The sequence below is a fragment of the Acinetobacter brisouii CIP 110357 genome (assembly GCF_000488275.1).
GTDB lineage: Bacteria > Pseudomonadota > Gammaproteobacteria > Pseudomonadales > Moraxellaceae > Acinetobacter > Acinetobacter brisouii.
In genome coordinates this window covers 1916056-1931132 of the sequence record NZ_KI530762.1, presented here as the reverse complement: position 1 = coordinate 1931132, position 15077 = coordinate 1916056, and the positions used below count along the sequence as shown (strand labels likewise).

General features: G+C 41.8%; 17 protein-coding genes, 3 tRNA genes and 1 riboswitch. Of the genes, 5 read left to right on the top strand and 15 right to left on the bottom strand.

Annotation, left to right across the window (positions count from 1 at the left end; translation table 11 throughout):
- Nucleotides 1–14: 14 nt before the first annotated feature.
- The gene (gene rpoD / locus P255_RS09310; protein WP_228127506.1) at nucleotides 15–1961 is read right to left on the bottom strand and encodes an RNA polymerase sigma factor RpoD; all 1947 of its coding nucleotides are present in this window, start codon (nucleotides 1959–1961) and stop codon (nucleotides 15–17) included.
- 283 nt (nucleotides 1962–2244) lie between these two features.
- Between rpoD and P255_RS09305 the strand changes: the two genes are divergently transcribed.
- Nucleotides 2245–2448 (top strand): PA3496 family putative envelope integrity protein, encoded by a 204-nt coding sequence (locus tag P255_RS09305; protein WP_004899974.1) that lies wholly within the window; start codon nucleotides 2245–2247, stop codon nucleotides 2446–2448.
- A gap of 66 nt (nucleotides 2449–2514) precedes the next feature.
- Nucleotides 2515–3039, top strand: coding sequence for a YecA/YgfB family protein (locus P255_RS09300; protein ID WP_004751073.1), 525 nt, complete (start codon nucleotides 2515–2517; stop codon nucleotides 3037–3039).
- A gap of 140 nt (nucleotides 3040–3179) precedes the next feature.
- Here P255_RS09300 and tmpT read toward each other — a convergent pair whose 3' ends face one another.
- Nucleotides 3180–3818, bottom strand: coding sequence for a thiopurine S-methyltransferase (tmpT, locus tag P255_RS09295; protein ID WP_004899976.1), 639 nt, complete (start codon nucleotides 3816–3818; stop codon nucleotides 3180–3182).
- 142 nt (nucleotides 3819–3960) lie between these two features.
- On the bottom strand, nucleotides 3961–4893 hold the full coding sequence (gene trhO / locus P255_RS09290; protein WP_004899978.1) for an oxygen-dependent tRNA uridine(34) hydroxylase TrhO: 933 nt from the start codon (nucleotides 4891–4893) through the stop codon (nucleotides 3961–3963).
- Between the two features lie 97 nt (nucleotides 4894–4990).
- On the opposite strand from trhO, the gene P255_RS09285 reads away from it, so the two are divergent.
- Nucleotides 4991–5473 (top strand): DUF1289 domain-containing protein, encoded by a 483-nt coding sequence (locus tag P255_RS09285; protein ID WP_004899980.1) that lies wholly within the window; start codon nucleotides 4991–4993, stop codon nucleotides 5471–5473.
- Here the strand turns inward: P255_RS09285 and P255_RS09280 are convergent.
- A complete protein-coding gene (locus tag P255_RS09280; RefSeq protein WP_004899981.1) occupies nucleotides 5470–6021 on the bottom strand; it encodes a TetR/AcrR family transcriptional regulator in 552 nt (183 codons plus the stop codon). The two genes, P255_RS09285 and P255_RS09280, sit on opposite strands and share 4 nt — an antisense overlap.
- Nucleotides 6022–6106: 85 nt before the next feature.
- Here P255_RS09280 and P255_RS09275 point away from each other — a divergent pair, with 85 nt between their 5' ends.
- Nucleotides 6107–6610 (top strand): HPP family protein, encoded by a 504-nt coding sequence (locus P255_RS09275; protein WP_004899983.1) that lies wholly within the window; start codon nucleotides 6107–6109, stop codon nucleotides 6608–6610.
- Nucleotides 6611–6626: 16 nt separating this feature from the next.
- Here P255_RS09275 and ribB read toward each other — a convergent pair whose 3' ends face one another.
- The 11 genes from ribB to P255_RS09220 all read right to left on the bottom strand — a co-directional run bounded on the left by ribB (nucleotide 6627) and on the right by P255_RS09220 (nucleotide 13587).
- Nucleotides 6627–7286, bottom strand: a complete 660-nt coding sequence (gene ribB, locus P255_RS09270) for a 3,4-dihydroxy-2-butanone-4-phosphate synthase (RefSeq protein ID WP_004751085.1) — start codon at nucleotides 7284–7286, stop codon at nucleotides 6627–6629.
- A gap of 95 nt (nucleotides 7287–7381) precedes the next feature.
- Nucleotides 7382–7521, bottom strand: a riboswitch (FMN riboswitch).
- 135 nt (nucleotides 7522–7656) lie between these two features.
- On the bottom strand, nucleotides 7657–8037 hold the full coding sequence (gene panD / locus P255_RS09265; RefSeq protein WP_004899985.1) for an aspartate 1-decarboxylase: 381 nt from the start codon (nucleotides 8035–8037) through the stop codon (nucleotides 7657–7659).
- A gap of 90 nt (nucleotides 8038–8127) precedes the next feature.
- On the bottom strand, nucleotides 8128–8706 hold the full coding sequence (gene pth / locus P255_RS09260; RefSeq protein ID WP_004899988.1) for an aminoacyl-tRNA hydrolase: 579 nt from the start codon (nucleotides 8704–8706) through the stop codon (nucleotides 8128–8130).
- Nucleotides 8707–8728: 22 nt separating this feature from the next.
- Complete coding sequence (gene rplY / locus P255_RS09255) at nucleotides 8729–9025, bottom strand: 50S ribosomal protein L25 (RefSeq protein WP_004899990.1); 297 nt, start codon at nucleotides 9023–9025, stop codon at nucleotides 8729–8731.
- 102 nt (nucleotides 9026–9127) lie between these two features.
- Entirely contained in the window at nucleotides 9128–10081 is a 954-nt protein-coding gene (locus tag P255_RS09250; protein ID WP_004751091.1) for a ribose-phosphate pyrophosphokinase, read from the bottom strand.
- Between the two features lie 39 nt (nucleotides 10082–10120).
- A tRNA-Gln gene (locus P255_RS09245) sits at nucleotides 10121–10195 on the bottom strand.
- Nucleotides 10196–10284: 89 nt separating this feature from the next.
- Nucleotides 10285–10359 (bottom strand) — tRNA-Gln (locus P255_RS09240).
- A 17-nt stretch (nucleotides 10360–10376) separates the two neighbouring features.
- Nucleotides 10377–10451: transfer RNA gene (locus tag P255_RS09235), tRNA-Gln, on the bottom strand.
- A complete protein-coding gene (gene ispE / locus P255_RS09230; protein ID WP_004899996.1) occupies nucleotides 10450–11283 on the bottom strand; it encodes a 4-(cytidine 5'-diphospho)-2-C-methyl-D-erythritol kinase in 834 nt (277 codons plus the stop codon). The genes P255_RS09235 and ispE overlap by 2 nt, the downstream gene beginning before the upstream one ends.
- Before the next feature lie 14 nt (nucleotides 11284–11297).
- Nucleotides 11298–11897 (bottom strand): lipoprotein insertase outer membrane protein LolB, encoded by a 600-nt coding sequence (gene lolB, locus P255_RS09225; protein WP_004900000.1) that lies wholly within the window; start codon nucleotides 11895–11897, stop codon nucleotides 11298–11300.
- On the bottom strand, nucleotides 11881–13587 hold the full coding sequence (locus P255_RS09220) for a tetratricopeptide repeat protein (protein WP_035365155.1): 1707 nt from the start codon (nucleotides 13585–13587) through the stop codon (nucleotides 11881–11883). Before P255_RS09220 ends, lolB begins: the two co-directional genes overlap by 17 nt.
- Nucleotides 13588–13704: 117 nt before the next feature.
- Between P255_RS09220 and hemA the strand changes: the two genes are divergently transcribed.
- Nucleotides 13705–14988, top strand: a complete 1284-nt coding sequence (hemA, locus tag P255_RS09215) for a glutamyl-tRNA reductase (RefSeq protein WP_004900005.1) — start codon at nucleotides 13705–13707, stop codon at nucleotides 14986–14988.
- The last annotated feature ends 89 nt before the right edge of the window (nucleotides 14989–15077 follow it).

Below are 15077 nucleotides of genomic sequence, written 5' to 3'. Positions count from 1 at the left end.
ATCAAGAATCCCGATTAATCATTTTCCAAGAATGAACGTAAGTGTTCTGAGCGTGAAGGATGGCGCAATTTACGTAGCGCTTTGGCTTCAATCTGACGGATACGTTCACGTGTTACATCAAACTGTTTACCTACTTCTTCAAGCGTATGGTCAGTTGGCATATCAATACCAAAACGCATTTTCAAGACTTTGGCTTCACGTTCAGTCAAGTTTTCAAGCACTTCACGAGTTGCTTCTTTCAAGCCTTCTGAAGTCGCTGCATCTACTGGTGAAGTGATGTTTTGATCTTCAATAAAGTCACCAAGATGCGAATCTTCATCATCACCAATCGGAGTTTCCATCGAAATCGGTTCTTTGGCAATTTTCAGCACTTTACGAACTTTAACTTCATCCATTTCCAGACGTTCACCTAACTCTTCAGGCGTTGGTTCACGACCCATTTCTTGAAGAAGCTGGCGAGATACACGATTGATCTTGTTGATCGTTTCAATCATGTGGACTGGAATACGAATGGTACGTGCTTGGTCAGCAATCGAACGGGTAATCGCCTGACGAATCCACCACGTTGCATACGTCGAGAATTTATAACCGCGGCGATACTCAAACTTATCGACCGCTTTCATCAAGCCGATGTTACCTTCTTGAATCAAGTCAAGGAATTGCAAACCACGGTTGGTGTATTTTTTCGCAATCGAAATTACTAGACGTAAGTTGGCTTCAACCATTTCTTTTTTAGCGCGGCGTGCTTTAGCTTCACCAATCGCCATACGTTTAGAAATATCTTTGATTTCCTGAACATTTAGACCGAGTTCATTTTCAATATCTGCAATTTTTTGCTGGAATGCCAAGACATCTGGACGAACTTTTTCCAAATACGGTTTAACGTCTGGAGAAACTTTAGCAAGCTGAGCATCAAGCCATGCAGGGTTAGATTCCTGTTTAGGGAATGTAGTGCGGAACTGGTTACGATCCATACGGCCACGGCGTACAGCATAACGCATAATTTCTCGTTCAGCAGTACGAATACGGTCATGCGTACCACGAATCATTTCAGAAATGATATCAAACAAACGAGGCGTAAATTTGAACATCATAAACACGGTTGCAAGAGTGACCAACGCTTCATCGGCTTCTTTCGAGTTACGACCATGTTGTTGAATCGCTGCTTTGGTTTTGCTCCAAGCTTGCTCTAGCTCTGCAAAACGAACTTTTGCAACTTCTGGATCTGGGCCTGAATCGCCTTCAGAATCGTCATCACCTTCCGACTCTTCTTCCTCGTCGTCGTCGTCAAGTTTGACCTCTTTGGCTGGTTTCGATGTATCTTCTTCGTCATCGACCAATTCGGTTTCTTCTTCCTCGAGGACTTCTGGAATGTCATCGTCGGTTTCAGGGTCAAGGTACCCTGATAAAATATCGGCTAAACGGCGTTCACCCGTGTTAAAGTCTTCATATTCTTGGAGGACAACTTCAACCGCATTTGGCCAGTAAGCAATCGCATTTAATACATCACGAATCCCTTCTTCGATTCGTTTTGCAATGCTAATTTCACCTTCGCGAGTGAGCAGCTCAACGGTTCCCATTTCACGCATATACATACGAACTGGGTCAGTAGTACGACCAGGTTCGTTTTCAACTGAAGCAAGTACCGCAGCGGCTTCTTCTTCGGCAACTTCATCGGCTGCTTCGGTTGATTCGCCAAACATAGTATCGTCAGATTCAGGCGCGCGTTCATGAACAGGAATACCCACATCTTGAAGCATTTGAATAATGTCTTCAATCTGTTCGCTTTCCGTGATTGAGTCTGGGAGATGATCGTTAACCTCAGCGTAAGTTAAGTAACCTTGCTCTTTGCCTCGGCTAATCAGAGCCGCTACTTGAGAAGTAGGGGAATGCATATCGCTCATCTTTTGCTTACTCTTTGTTGAATCTGTGGCAGTGAAAAACCGTGCATGATAGCACAATTTGTGTAAAAAATTCAGAAATCATGGGGCAGGCGCCGAATTCATGACATCTTTGGTGTTGTTAAAGTAGAATGAATATTGTGTCATTTTTAATTTTTTCAAGTCCGTGCAATTTTGTGATGAAAAACTCCAGATTCTTAATAAATACACAAAAAAAACGCGGAAAAAAAGCAGATTTTAGTCAGAATCCTAAAAATATAAATGCATAAAAATCTTGACAAAAATAAATAACTACGCTAAATAGCGCGTAAAACATTTATATTTTTATGTTGAGGTAGTTTGAGTGTCTTCTACAGATTTTGAACTAGATGATAACTACGATGATGACGTTAGCTTTGATGAGGCATCGAATAAAATCAGTGCCAAAGAGTCATTAGAAAAACGTCGTTTAATTGATGACTTACTTGCGCAACGTCGTTTGGAGCGCGAGTTAAAAGACTTTGATTATGATTTCGACGATGATGACGCGGGCGATGATGATGCATAAAAGCATTTAGAATATCAGCCCTATCAATGCTATGCTCATACTCTAGTAACCAATGATGGAATCAAAATGAGTTCTTTGAATTTAGATCAGTTAAGTGATTATTTAGATGGTGACCAAAACGAATATGGTCTAGATTTTGCGGCAACTCATGGATTTTTATGTGCCATTGCTGTTGGACCAAAATTTGATACTTGGCTTGATGCTTTGTTTGATGGAAACCCAAATAAAGTGCCGAGTGAAATTGTGGTGCAGGTCAAATTATGGCTTGAACAGTTACGTCAAAGCCTTGCCAATGAAGAAGGAATCGAGTTTCCTTTTGAAATTGAAGAAGCCGATGTAGACTCAAGTTTGGGTGACTGGAGTGTTGGTTTTGTCGATGCCATGTTCCTGAACGAAGAAGCATGGTTTACGCCTGAGTTTGAAGAACAATTGGTTGATCTGACTTTGCCAATGATGATCTTTAGCGGCGTTGATGAAGAAGATGCACAAATGGAATCTTTCCGTCGCAACGGTCAGTTAATGGATGAACTCGCAGAAGAAATTCCAGATAATCTAAATGAACTTTTCTTGATGTATCATACACAATCATGATGATATGACAGGCGATGCCGTGATGGCATTCTGCGTGTCATAGTCAATTATTGTTGCTGTAGCAAAAGCCTGATCATTGTCGCAATGGTCAGGCTTTTTTGTGAGACGATAAAACTTCTGCGAGTTCAGTGCGTTAATCATTAATCTTTTTTTGCCAGATACCATGCAGTTTCAATCGCATCCTGTTGTTGGAATGCTCCGGATCTTTCAATGCGAATCAATGGCTCAATATCGTAAACATCATCATACAAACCTTTGATTTTTGCTTCGGGAACTGAAAAGGGTGGGCCTGAAAAAGTATCCTGATCATATTCATAGCTAATCAGAAGCTGCGGAGCATTGTTTGTCACTTGCTTGAGATGCTGCGCATACTGAACTCGCATGTTTTCAGGTAAGGCGACTAATGCTGCCCGATCATATATTGCATCGACATCGCCGAGTAGCGGCTGGGTAAGTTGAAAAATATCGCCATTAAAAATGTCGATTTGTGGATGATGAAAATGTCGAAGGTGTTGATTTGGTATTTCTTCAAAAGGCAAGTTTAGGCTTTTGATTAATTCTTCAACTGCCAACTCACTTAACTCAACCGCGACCACGCGAAATCCCTGATCCAGCAGCCAATGCATATCCAGACTTTTGCCACAAAGCGGAACAAAAATCCGAGCATTTTTTTGTAAGGATAATTTGTCGATATATTTTGCTAAAAATTCATTTACTTGCTGTTGATGAAAACCAATCTGATTGTTTTTCCATTTATCTAGCCAAAATTGTTCTTGCATGATGCAACCTTATTCTTACTTGATTTTGCAAAACATTAGCGGATTTTGCATACAGATTAAAAGAAATTTTAGTCAAAAATTAAGATTCTTCGTAATAAAAAAGCCATCTTGTTGATGGCTTAATCTTGAATAAAGCTGAATTTTATAGGCGTTTTCTTTTTGCTGCGGCAATTTGAGATTGGCGCATACGGAATCCCGCTTTTTGTTTTTCAGTGGTTTTGTTGATGCAGTACACACAAGATACGCCATGTTCATAGCTTGGCAATGCTGATTCTTCAGGGGTAAGTGGCCAGCCGCAAGCGTGACATTTAATATTTTGACCTTCTTCAACACCATGTGTTACGGCAGTACGGCCATCAAACACGAAGCATTCGCCTTCCCACATGCTTTCTTCTGCAGGGGTTTCTTCAAGATATTTCAAGATACCGCCTTTGAGGTGATAAACTTCTTCAAAACCTTCTTGTAAAAGCAAAGAGGTTGATTTTTCACAGCGAATACCACCTGTACAGAACATGGCAATTTTCTTGTCTTTATGCTGCTCAAGTTCTTTTTTGACGTATTCTGGAAATTCGCGGAAAGTTTCAGTTTTAGGGTCAATCGCACCTTTGAATGTGCCAGCCTTGTATTCGTAATCATTACGAGTGTCGATGAGAATGACATCATCACGCGCAATCAGTTCATTCCATTCTTTAGGATCTAAATAATGACCCACCAAATCACGTGGTTTTACTTTGACACCCAAAGTTACAATTTCTTTTTTTAGCTTGATTTTCATTTTACGAAATGGTTTGTCAGAGCTATGAGACTCTTTATATTCCATTGCGTTAAAGCCTTCATTGAGCAAAAATTGATGAATCGTATCAATCGCTTGACGATCTCCAGCAACTGTACCATTAATGCCTTCATCAGCTACAATTAGAGTTCCGCATAGGTTGATGGTTTTAACCAAGTCAAGTAGACGTTGCTGCAAATCAACAGGGTCTTGAATTTCTTTGAATTGATATAGTGCGGCAACAACCCAATCAGCGGTCGCTTGCTGTTCTACAGGTGCAAGCTGTTCTACAGTAGCGTTCATGCGGGACTCCAAATGTATTAAGATAGAAAAATAAGGCGCGTATTTTAGCGTGATTTTGAAAATTAAGCGAGAATGGTTCTTGTGAAGGAGAGTTGGTTTGAGTAAAGATCGTCGCATTGCGACACTCACCCCATGTGCAGGGCGTTGTTCCACTGTATTTGGTGATCATGTCTGTCTAGGCTGCCGACGTTTTAATCATGAAGTGATTCAATGGAATACTTATACACTTGAACAGCAACATATTGTTTGGAAGCGTCTGGATTCCCAGTTAGATCAAATTTTAGTGCCGATGCTGCCTCATGCCAATCTGCAACACGTTGAGGGTTTTATTGTTTCAAAACGTACACGCTTGTTACCTGATGCCTCTATTGGGCGCAAGCTGTATCATGCGCTTAAAATTTGTGAAAAACATCGCCAGTTTGCCGAAGAAAGTGGGTTGGGTATTCAGCAGGCACAAGTCAAGCCATTGTGGGATGAATTTGAGCGACGTGTATTGGCACTGGCTAAAGCCAGTTATGAATTCGCCTGGATGCGTGCCGACGGGATTCATCATAGCTTGTTACAAATGGCAGATGATTAAGCCTGTAAATTTTTTATCAGGTTGATCATGAGTTGTTTGTTCTGTTCGGCAATTTTTGCGTGAAAACCTTCAACCAAAAATCGGCTTATCAATCCTTCTAAAAAGTTATAACACAATTCAGTGACGGCCTGAGGTTGCTTGAGATGTTGTGCGTACTGCGCAATAAATCCGTATAACCAGTGCTTATGCTGCTTAGCAAGATCAAGAATTTCAGTATCTTGCTGTGAAGACTCTCCAGCGGCCCGTACAAATAGGCAACCTTTAAAATGATCTTGCTGAAACCACTGAATGTGCCAGTCAAAAATCTGTTCAAGTGCGGCTAAACCTTGAGCCTCTCCAACAAAATCACACAAACTTTGTCGAAACTGAACATCTCGCTTTTTCAGTACGGAAGCAACAAGTTGCTGTTTATTTTTAAAATATGTGTACAGCGTTGTTTTGGAACAGCCTGATTCATCCCGAATTAAATCTACCCCAACTGCGTTAAAACTGTGCTGATTAAATAACTGCTCTGCGGTACTTAAAATTTTGGCTGCGGATTTTGACATGCTTTTTGCTCTTGTAAATAGTACAGATCTGTACTATTTTGATTTTAACGTGCAAATCGACAAAAATCAATTCAGGGGGAACGTGATGTTGAAATCATTGCAGTATTCAATGTCCGATTTAATGAAGGCATTGGTGGGGGCAAGTTTGAGTATTGCCATTTTATTGTATTTGACTCAGCTTTCTCATCAGTTGTGGATTATGGCGCCGTTCGGTGCAAGTTGCGTCCTGCTGTATGCTGCGGCACAGTCACCTTTGGCACAGCCTAAAAATGTGATTATCGGGCATATGGTATCGGCGGCTATAGGCCTAGCATTTGCGCATTACATTCCGATTAACATTGCTACGATAGCATTTGCAGTGGGCTTGGCGATTGTATCGATGCAACTTTTGGGGTGTGTACATCCGCCTGCAGGGGCAAATCCATTATTAATTCTGCTGAGTGCATCATCGGTGCATTATAACTGGGGTTTTCTGATTTTCCCTGTGCTGACTGGTGCGGTTATTTTAGTTGTGATTGCTCAATTGATGCATGTTTTGCAGCAAAGATTTGAGAAATACGGCGAGAAAAATGCATCACCATCGTTGTGATGATGATGCTAAAAAATTAAACGTGTTGAGCTAAACGATATTGAACCAATTCTTCAATGGTAATGACTGTTAAATGATGAGTTTGAGCATAAGATAACACCTGAATGCCTGCTGCCATTGTGCCGTCTGGGTTGGTTAATTCACACAACACACCTGCTGCTTTTAAACCTGCAAGTCGAGCCAAATCAATCGTAGCTTCAGTGTGACCACGGCGAGTTAAAACGCCACCTTCACGCGCGCGTAATGGAAATACGTGTCCAGGGCGATTTAAGTCGCTGGCCACAGCACCGTCTTTGGTTGCAGCACGAATGGTGGTTACACGGTCTTTTGCCGATACGCCTGTTGTCACACCTTCAGCTGCTTCAATGGTGACAGTAAATGCGGTATGGAAATGACTAGAGTTGTTGCTCACCATGGGTGGAAGTTCAAGGTGGTCAGCAAGCTGTTCAGTTAAACATAAACATACAATACCTGAGCCATCACGAATCATACGTGCCATGGTTTCTACATTGAGAGTTTCTGCGGCAACAACTAAATCTGCCTCATTTTCACGGTCAAAATCATCCATGACCAAAACAGGTTTGCCTTGACGGATGTCTTCTAAGGCTTGTTGAATGCGTTGTTCAGCAGGGGACAGGCTGGAAAAAAATAATTCGGGCTGAATTAAAATAGACATAATGAAACGCTCACGTAATTTAGATACAGGAACATTTCAGGACTGATCGAAAAAATGGGGTCGTGACAAAAGCTTGAAAAGTGAATCTTCTGAAACGTCGACTTCTTTCATCCGGACTATACCGTCGGCTTTGGATTTGCACCAAATCTGCAAATGACACCAGTCATTGGCTCGCGGGCTTGCTCGAGAGTGAGCTTACCGCCGGTGGGGAGTTGCGCCCCGCCCTGAAGCGATGTGACAAAATTATAGCGTTATTTTTTGTGAAAAATCATCCTTTCTATAGAATGATTCGTACTATAAATATTAAATAATCTGCTATGTACAGTAATCTGAGCATATCGAAATATGCTCATGACCAAACTCAAAAAAGTTAAGCAACCTGTACAGGAATACAGTTAGCTGTGTGGTTAACTGTATTGTCAGGATTGGCATAGACAAGGCGTGGTTTATGAGCATTGGCTTCTTGCTCATTGAAGTCACCAAATGTTGCAATAATCACGATATCACCCACTTCAGCCTGATGCGCAGCGCCACCATTGACGGAAATGATGCCTGAATGATCTTCACCACGGATAGCATAAGTTGTAAAACGCTTACCATTGGTGACATTCCAAACATGAATTTCTTCATATTCACGAATGCCTGCCAAATCCATTAAAATGCCGTCAATTGCACAAGAACCTTCATAGTGAAGCTCAGCATGCGTGACAATTGCGCGATGGATTTTGCATTTTAATAAACGTGATAACATGCAAATATCTCCTCGATTTGCTCAGTTTGCTAGAAAAAAGGCATTCAAAGACTTAAGAGATGTGCATAAAGATGCCATCAGAGATTGAATTTACGGTTTATAGGCATTGATTTGATTCATGGCTTGCGAAACCTGACCGTCAACCAAAAGTTGGGTCTTCGACAATGCGTGATCAATTGCTGCATCTATAAGATCCTGTTCACTTTTAGGTGCTTTACCTAAAACATGACCAGAAACACGTTCTTTAGCACCAGGGTGTCCAATACCAATACGTAAACGATGAAAATTGGCACCAATATGCGGAACAATGTCACGTAGACCATTGTGGCCACCATGACCACCACCTGTTTTGAGGCGGATCACACCAGGATTCATATCCAGTTCATCATGTGCAATTAATATTGCTTCAGGCTGGATTTGATAAAATTTGGTGAAAGGAACGACACTTTGCCCAGAACGGTTCATGAATGTGGTAGGGAGTAACAAACGGACATCATGACCTTCAATGTTACCTCGACCGCTGATACCGTAAAATTTGGGATCTGGTTTTAAACTAATGCCATAATGGTCTGCGAGTTGCTCAACAAACCAAAAGCCAGCATTGTGTCGGGTTTGGGCATATTCTTTACCAGGATTGCCCAAACCGACAATGAGCGAAATTTTAGTCACGAAACTACGCTCTCACTTACCATTACGCGCGTTTGAAGTCAGCGTGCATAGGAGTGTTTTTTGCAGGGTGACGTTGAAGCGCTTGGATTTTAACGCTTTCAGTTTTGTCACCAATTTTGATTTCTACAACTTCAGCAAAGAAAGCATTGCTTTCTAGAGCTTTAACAAGTTCACGAAGTTGTAAAGTTACAGATACAGGTTCTGCTTCACCACCGTAGATGATAGCAGGAACTAATGCTTCACGACGAAGGCGGCGGCTCGAACCTTTCCCTTGTTTGTCTTCAGCACGTGCTTGAGCGTTTAATACGAAATTAGCCATGAGATATCCTCATTAAGTTACGAAACAGCCAGATTTGCGACCAATCTGGCTAATAGAAAGCCCCGCATTATAGCAGGGCTTTAGGAAAATTGTGCAGCTATATTATAAATAGCTGTCAAACATCGCGCTGATAGATTCTTCGTTGTTAATACGACGAATGGTTTCAGCAACCATGCTTGCAACAGAAACCTGACGAATTTTACCTAAATCAATCGCTTCTTGTGATAAAGGAATGGTGTCAGTTACAACCAATTCATCAATCACAGAGTTGCGTAGATTTTCAAGCGCTTTACCTGAAAGTACAGGGTGAGTTGCATAAGCAACAACACGGCGTGCACCAAATTGTTTAAGCGCATCGGCTGCTTTACATAAAGTACCAGCTGTATCGACCATATCATCTACGATGACGCAGTCACGATTTTTGACATCACCGATCAAGTGCATCACTTGAGATTCATTCGCTTTTTGACGACGTTTATCAATGATTGCTAAATCGATATCGCCCATCTGTTTTGCAACGGCACGTGCACGAACAACACCACCAACATCTGGTGATACGACCATCAGGTTGTCATGTTGTTGTTGACGTAAGTCCGCAAGCAAAGCAGGTGTACCATAAATGTTGTCGACAGGAATATCGAAGAAACCTTGAATTTGGTCAGCATGCAAATCGATCATTACAACACGGTCAATACCAACGGTAGTGAGCATGTCAGCAACGACTTTAGCTGTAATCGGCACACGCGCAGAACGTGGGCGACGGTCTTGGCGAGCATAGCCAAAGTAAGGAATAACAGCAGTAATACGTCCAGCACTAGCACGACGAAGCGCGTCAGCCATGACCAAGATTTCCATCAGGTTATCATTGGTTGGGGCACAAGTAGGCTGAACGATGAAAACGTCCTTACCACGTACATTTTCAGTAATTTCTACAGCAATTTCACCATCAGAAAAGCGGTTAATTGAAGCAGAGCCTAAAGGAATGTGTAAATGGCTTACGACTTTTTGAGCGAATTGTGGATGAGCATTTCCACTAAAAACGACAAGATTGGGCATGAAGCACCCTTGGCGGTTGATGTGTTGTTTAGAAGAATCTGGCAGGGGCGGCTGGATTCGAACCAACGGATGGCGAGATCAAAACCCGCTGCCTTACCACTTGGCGACGCCCCTAATATGTGGCAGAACTTTAAAGTTTTTACTCTGTTTTGTCAAGGAAAAATGACAAGAGCTTTGGCTTTAATTTCTGTCTTTTCAAACAATGGCAGGGGCGGCTGGATTCGAACCAACGGATGGCGAGATCAAAACCCGCTGCCTTACCACTTGGCGACGCCCCTAAATTCGATGATTGCAATGGCAGGGGCGGCTGGATTCGAACCAACGGATGGCGAGATCAAAACCCGCTGCCTTACCACTTGGCGACGCCCCTATAGCACTACCTGTATGTCACACAAAGGAGATTTATCCAAGCTTTGTACCAAGTAAGCATTACATGGTGCATTGCGAACAATCTGCTCTGTTTGCATATCAGGAGTTACTTCAACAAAAACACAGGCACCTGTTCCTGTAAGCTTTGCAATGCCGAACTGATCGAGATATTGCATTGCTTCATTAACTTCTGGATATAGGCTTCTTGCGATTGGCTCAAAGTTATTTCCGAAATCCGATGGCTTTCGCTGATAGGCGCAAAATTTAGAGGTCTTGGAATCTCTTGTCAATGTTTTTTGTGAAAAAAGCAGTTGAGTGCTGATAAAACAATCAGGTTTAAGCACAATGAACTGTTTTTTAGGCAAATTGATGAATGTAATTTGTTCACCGATGCCTTCTGCCCATGCATTGTGACCATAGACAAAGACAGGTACATCGGCACCTAAGCTTTGCCCAATTTCTGCCAGTTGCTGGATATTTAAGCTACATTGCCAAAGCTGATTGAGTACCAAAAGCGTCGTTGCTGCGTTGGATGAACCACCACCTAGACCTGCACCCATAGGAATATGCTTGTCTAAATGGATATTTAATCCACAAAAGCGCTGAGCAAAAGGCTTGAGTTTTTCAGCAGCCTTGAAAATCAGATTGTCTGTTTGTTCAACATTGGATAACCCGTCGAGGCAAATGTTTTGATTACCATTAGGTTCAAACTCAAGCCAGTCATATAAATCGATGAGTTGGAAAATGGTTTGCAATTCATGGTAACCATCAGCTCGTCGACCAGTGATATGTAAAAAAAGATTAAGTTTTGCTGGGGAAGGAACGCGAATCATAAATTGGAATCTAGTTAGCGGTCTTGAATGATCATTGTAATACGATTTTCCTGACCATCATCAAGCTGTTGTTTTAAAATTAATTTGTTAGGTAGGGTTGCAGCGTTGTTGTAACTGAGATGGACAATCCAGCCATCTTCAATAAATTGAGTTGGGCGCTGCTGTCGGTCTTTTTCGATTTGAACTGAAGCTGTTGCGGGCTGCGCTAAAATCCAGTGAACCAAATCGGTAATAGGAGCTTGCCAGCCGGTCGCTTTTTCTAAAAGCTCTTCTGGTGTTTCTGCATGAATCAAGCCTGTTTTTGCACTATTGAGGGTGACTTGTCCTGGTATTCCTTGAATATGGGTTTTGCCCATACCCAGTGCGCCACTTAGCTCAATGTTAAAATTGTCCTGCTGTTGTTCCCATGTAAAAAAAGCACTGCCAGATTGTTTTGGTGTACGCACTCCAATTTTACCTTGCAGAGAAAAATTGGTTTCTTGTATCGGTGCGATTGTATTGGTTGTAGGCAGCTGATTGGTCATCGCTTGGGGCTTTCTGTACTGCTGACAGCCTGTCAAAATTAAACTACTGCTAGTCAGTAGTCCTAAACCAATTTTAGTGAACAGATGCATGGTGAACTAAACTCATTTTTTGCTGTTGTGATAATAACAAGGAATTTAATTGAATTACTTGTGGATTGTTCGGATGTTTTTGTTTGAGTTCTTGTAGCAAATCTGCAAATTTCTGCATGTTCCCTCGTAAATATAATGCCTTGGCTAGGCGAACGCCTGTACCTACATTTTCATTGAGCAGGTAGGCATTTTCTAAGGCAGGGATCGCAGTGGCAAGATCATTTTGTAAAAAGGTAATGAGGCCATAAGTGTCGAGAATGGAGGCTTGATCGGGTGCGTACTCCAAAGCATGTTCGACATATTTGCGTGCATCGCCCAAGCGGCGGTTTTGTAATGCCAGTGTATAGGCATAGGCATTCAGATATGTAGGGCTATTGGGTTCAATACTCAGTAACTTGTTTAAATCTTGTTCTAAACGGTCTTTATCCTGATAAGGATCAAGCAATAAGACTTGTGCGTAAATCAAATCAGGATCATCGGGCAAATTGTGAATTGCTTCATCGAGCAGTTCAATCGCTGCCAGTTTATGGTTAAGTTTCTTCAGGATTTCTGCTTGCAGTTGATATAAAAAACTGGCGTGTTGCGGATAATTGACTCGTTCTTGTGTCAAAAAGCGTAATGCATCGCTGAGCTTATTTTCTTTATCATAAATGGTGACGAGGCTTCGGCGTGATACCGTGTATAGGCTGCCATCGACTAGGCGATAATAGGCTTTTGCCGTTTCATAATGCTGTTTACGCTCAGCATTAATCGCGAGGTAATAATATGCATCATTTTGATATTGTGAAGAATTTTTAAGTTGCAATAAGAAACCTTCAGCTTGATCATAACGTTTTAAGTCAATACTGGTTAAGCCTGCAATAAAAATAGGTTCATCGGCAGAAGGCCATTTACGAATAACACTTTCAAGCTTTTTTAAGCCAAGTTCAGATTGACCAATCTTGATTAGATATTTTGCTTCAGCAAGACGTACTTCCAGATTGTAAGGATGCTGACGACTCGATTTCGCATACCATTTTATGGTGGCATCCTGATTACCCGATGCATCCAGGATATTTGCTTTAAGTAAAATAAAACTGGTGACATTTTGGCGTTTACGCAAAGCACGCTGGATGTCTTTTAACGCTTGATCTAATTGGTTATCTTGAGCTTCCAAGCTTGCAATCATGACCAAAATGGATGGATTACTTCGGGCTTTACTACTGCGTAAAGTTTTGAGCAACGTGGTTCGATCTTCTTGTGAATCTGGTGCAATCCCCGCAACAATTTCAGCCAGATCGGCATCGGGGTCGATGTTTAAAATTTTATCAAGTGTTTGAGCTGTTAACTCATATTTATGTGTTTTTAGTGCAATGTGTGCTAAATAGAATAGAGCAGGTACATCTGTTGGGTCTTGATTGACCCAGTGTGTCGCAATATCGAGTGCAGAGGGCAAGTCATTTTCATCAAGCGCGATGTCGAGCGCACGTTGTTTAACTGCGGTGGAACTGTTATGAATTGCCAGAACTGTATAGTTGTGTAATGCTGTGGCAGTTTGTTGATATTGCAAAGCAAATTCTGCAATCATGGTTTGTTGTAACGGAAGTGGATTATAGTGTGCCACTGTATTTTGCGCGTAAGTGTAATTATAGGCACATAAGGTGATGCTTCCTAGCAATAAGATTGTGCTAGAATAGCGTCGTATCAACATACATGATTGTTGGCGAATTGTTTGCTGCAAAATTTCTTTATCCAAATATTTATGCTTATTATGACACCGATGATGCACAATAACACATGCATAATTTTAGTGAAATGATGATCTGACATGGCGTTCATTGCTTTAGGTGTCAACCATCAAACAGCCTCAGTTGAGTTGCGTGAACGTGTTGCGTTCAATGCAGAACGACTGCGTACTTTATTGACTGAACAAAGTCATCAGAGTCAATTCAATGACTTAGTGGTGGTGTCAACCTGTAATCGTACAGAAGTCTATGCGATGACTGATGAAGCAGATATGCTATTAAATTGGCTCGCTCAAGCCAATGGTATTGATGTTAACCAATTGTTTAATCATGTATATCGCTATGAGGATATTCAGGCAGTTTCTCACCTGATGCGGGTTGCGAGCGGCCTTGATTCACTGATGCTTGGTGAACCCCAAATTTTGGGGCAGGTAAAATCGGCATTGTCGCTAGCTAAAGAATCGGGCACGGTGTCGGGAAATTTAAACCGTGTCTTCGAATATGCGTTCTATGCTGCTAAACGTGTGCGCTCAGAAACCGCCGTCGGCAGTCATGCTGTATCTATGGGGTATGCTGTAGCTCAGTTAGCACAGCAAGTTTTTAGCCATCCTGAAAAACTGGTGGTGCTCATGGTTGCAGCAGGGGAAATGAACAGCCTTGTTGCAAAGCATATGGCAGATCTAGGTGTGGCAAAAATCCTGATCTGTAACCGCGGTCGCGAGCGTGCTGAAAAGCTCGCCAATGAAATTACACCATTTGTAGAAGTTGAAATTATTCCATTTGAAGAACTGTCACAGCATTTGCATCGTGCCGATGTGATTTCAAGCTGTACAGGCAGTTTGCATCAAGTCATTGCTTATCAGGATGTCAAAGCAGCCTTAAAGAAGCGCCGTTATCAGCAAATGTTGCTGGTGGATTTGGCTGTTCCTCGCGATATAGACCCAAAAGTTGAAAGTTTGGATGGTGTGTATTTATACGGTGTTGATGATTTACAAAGCGTGATTGATGAAAATCTGGCTCAGCGCCGTCAAGCGGCGGTTGAAGCTGAAGTCATGGTCAATCAGCTGGCAACTCAGTTACTTACTCAAGAAAAAGTCAAGCAAGCAGGGCATTCAATTTGTGCTTATCGTGAAGCTGGACAGCAGATGCAACAAGAGGAAGTTGAGCATGCTTTGCAATGCTTAAAAGAAGGTGAAACACCTGAAAAAGTGATTCAGGAACTTGCACATCGTTTAACACATAAACTACTTCACCCGACCTCTATGTTGTTGCGTGAAGCTGCTCAAACTGAAGATCCTGAATATTTGGAATGGATTCAAGATCATTTACACCGTGTGTTGCAGCATCGCCGAAAACCCAAAAGTTAGTTTTTTGTGTTCTGCATCGTGAGTGTGCAATATTTTAGATTTGATGACTATAAAGTCATTTGCTTGAAACCATTCAGATATTAAAAAAA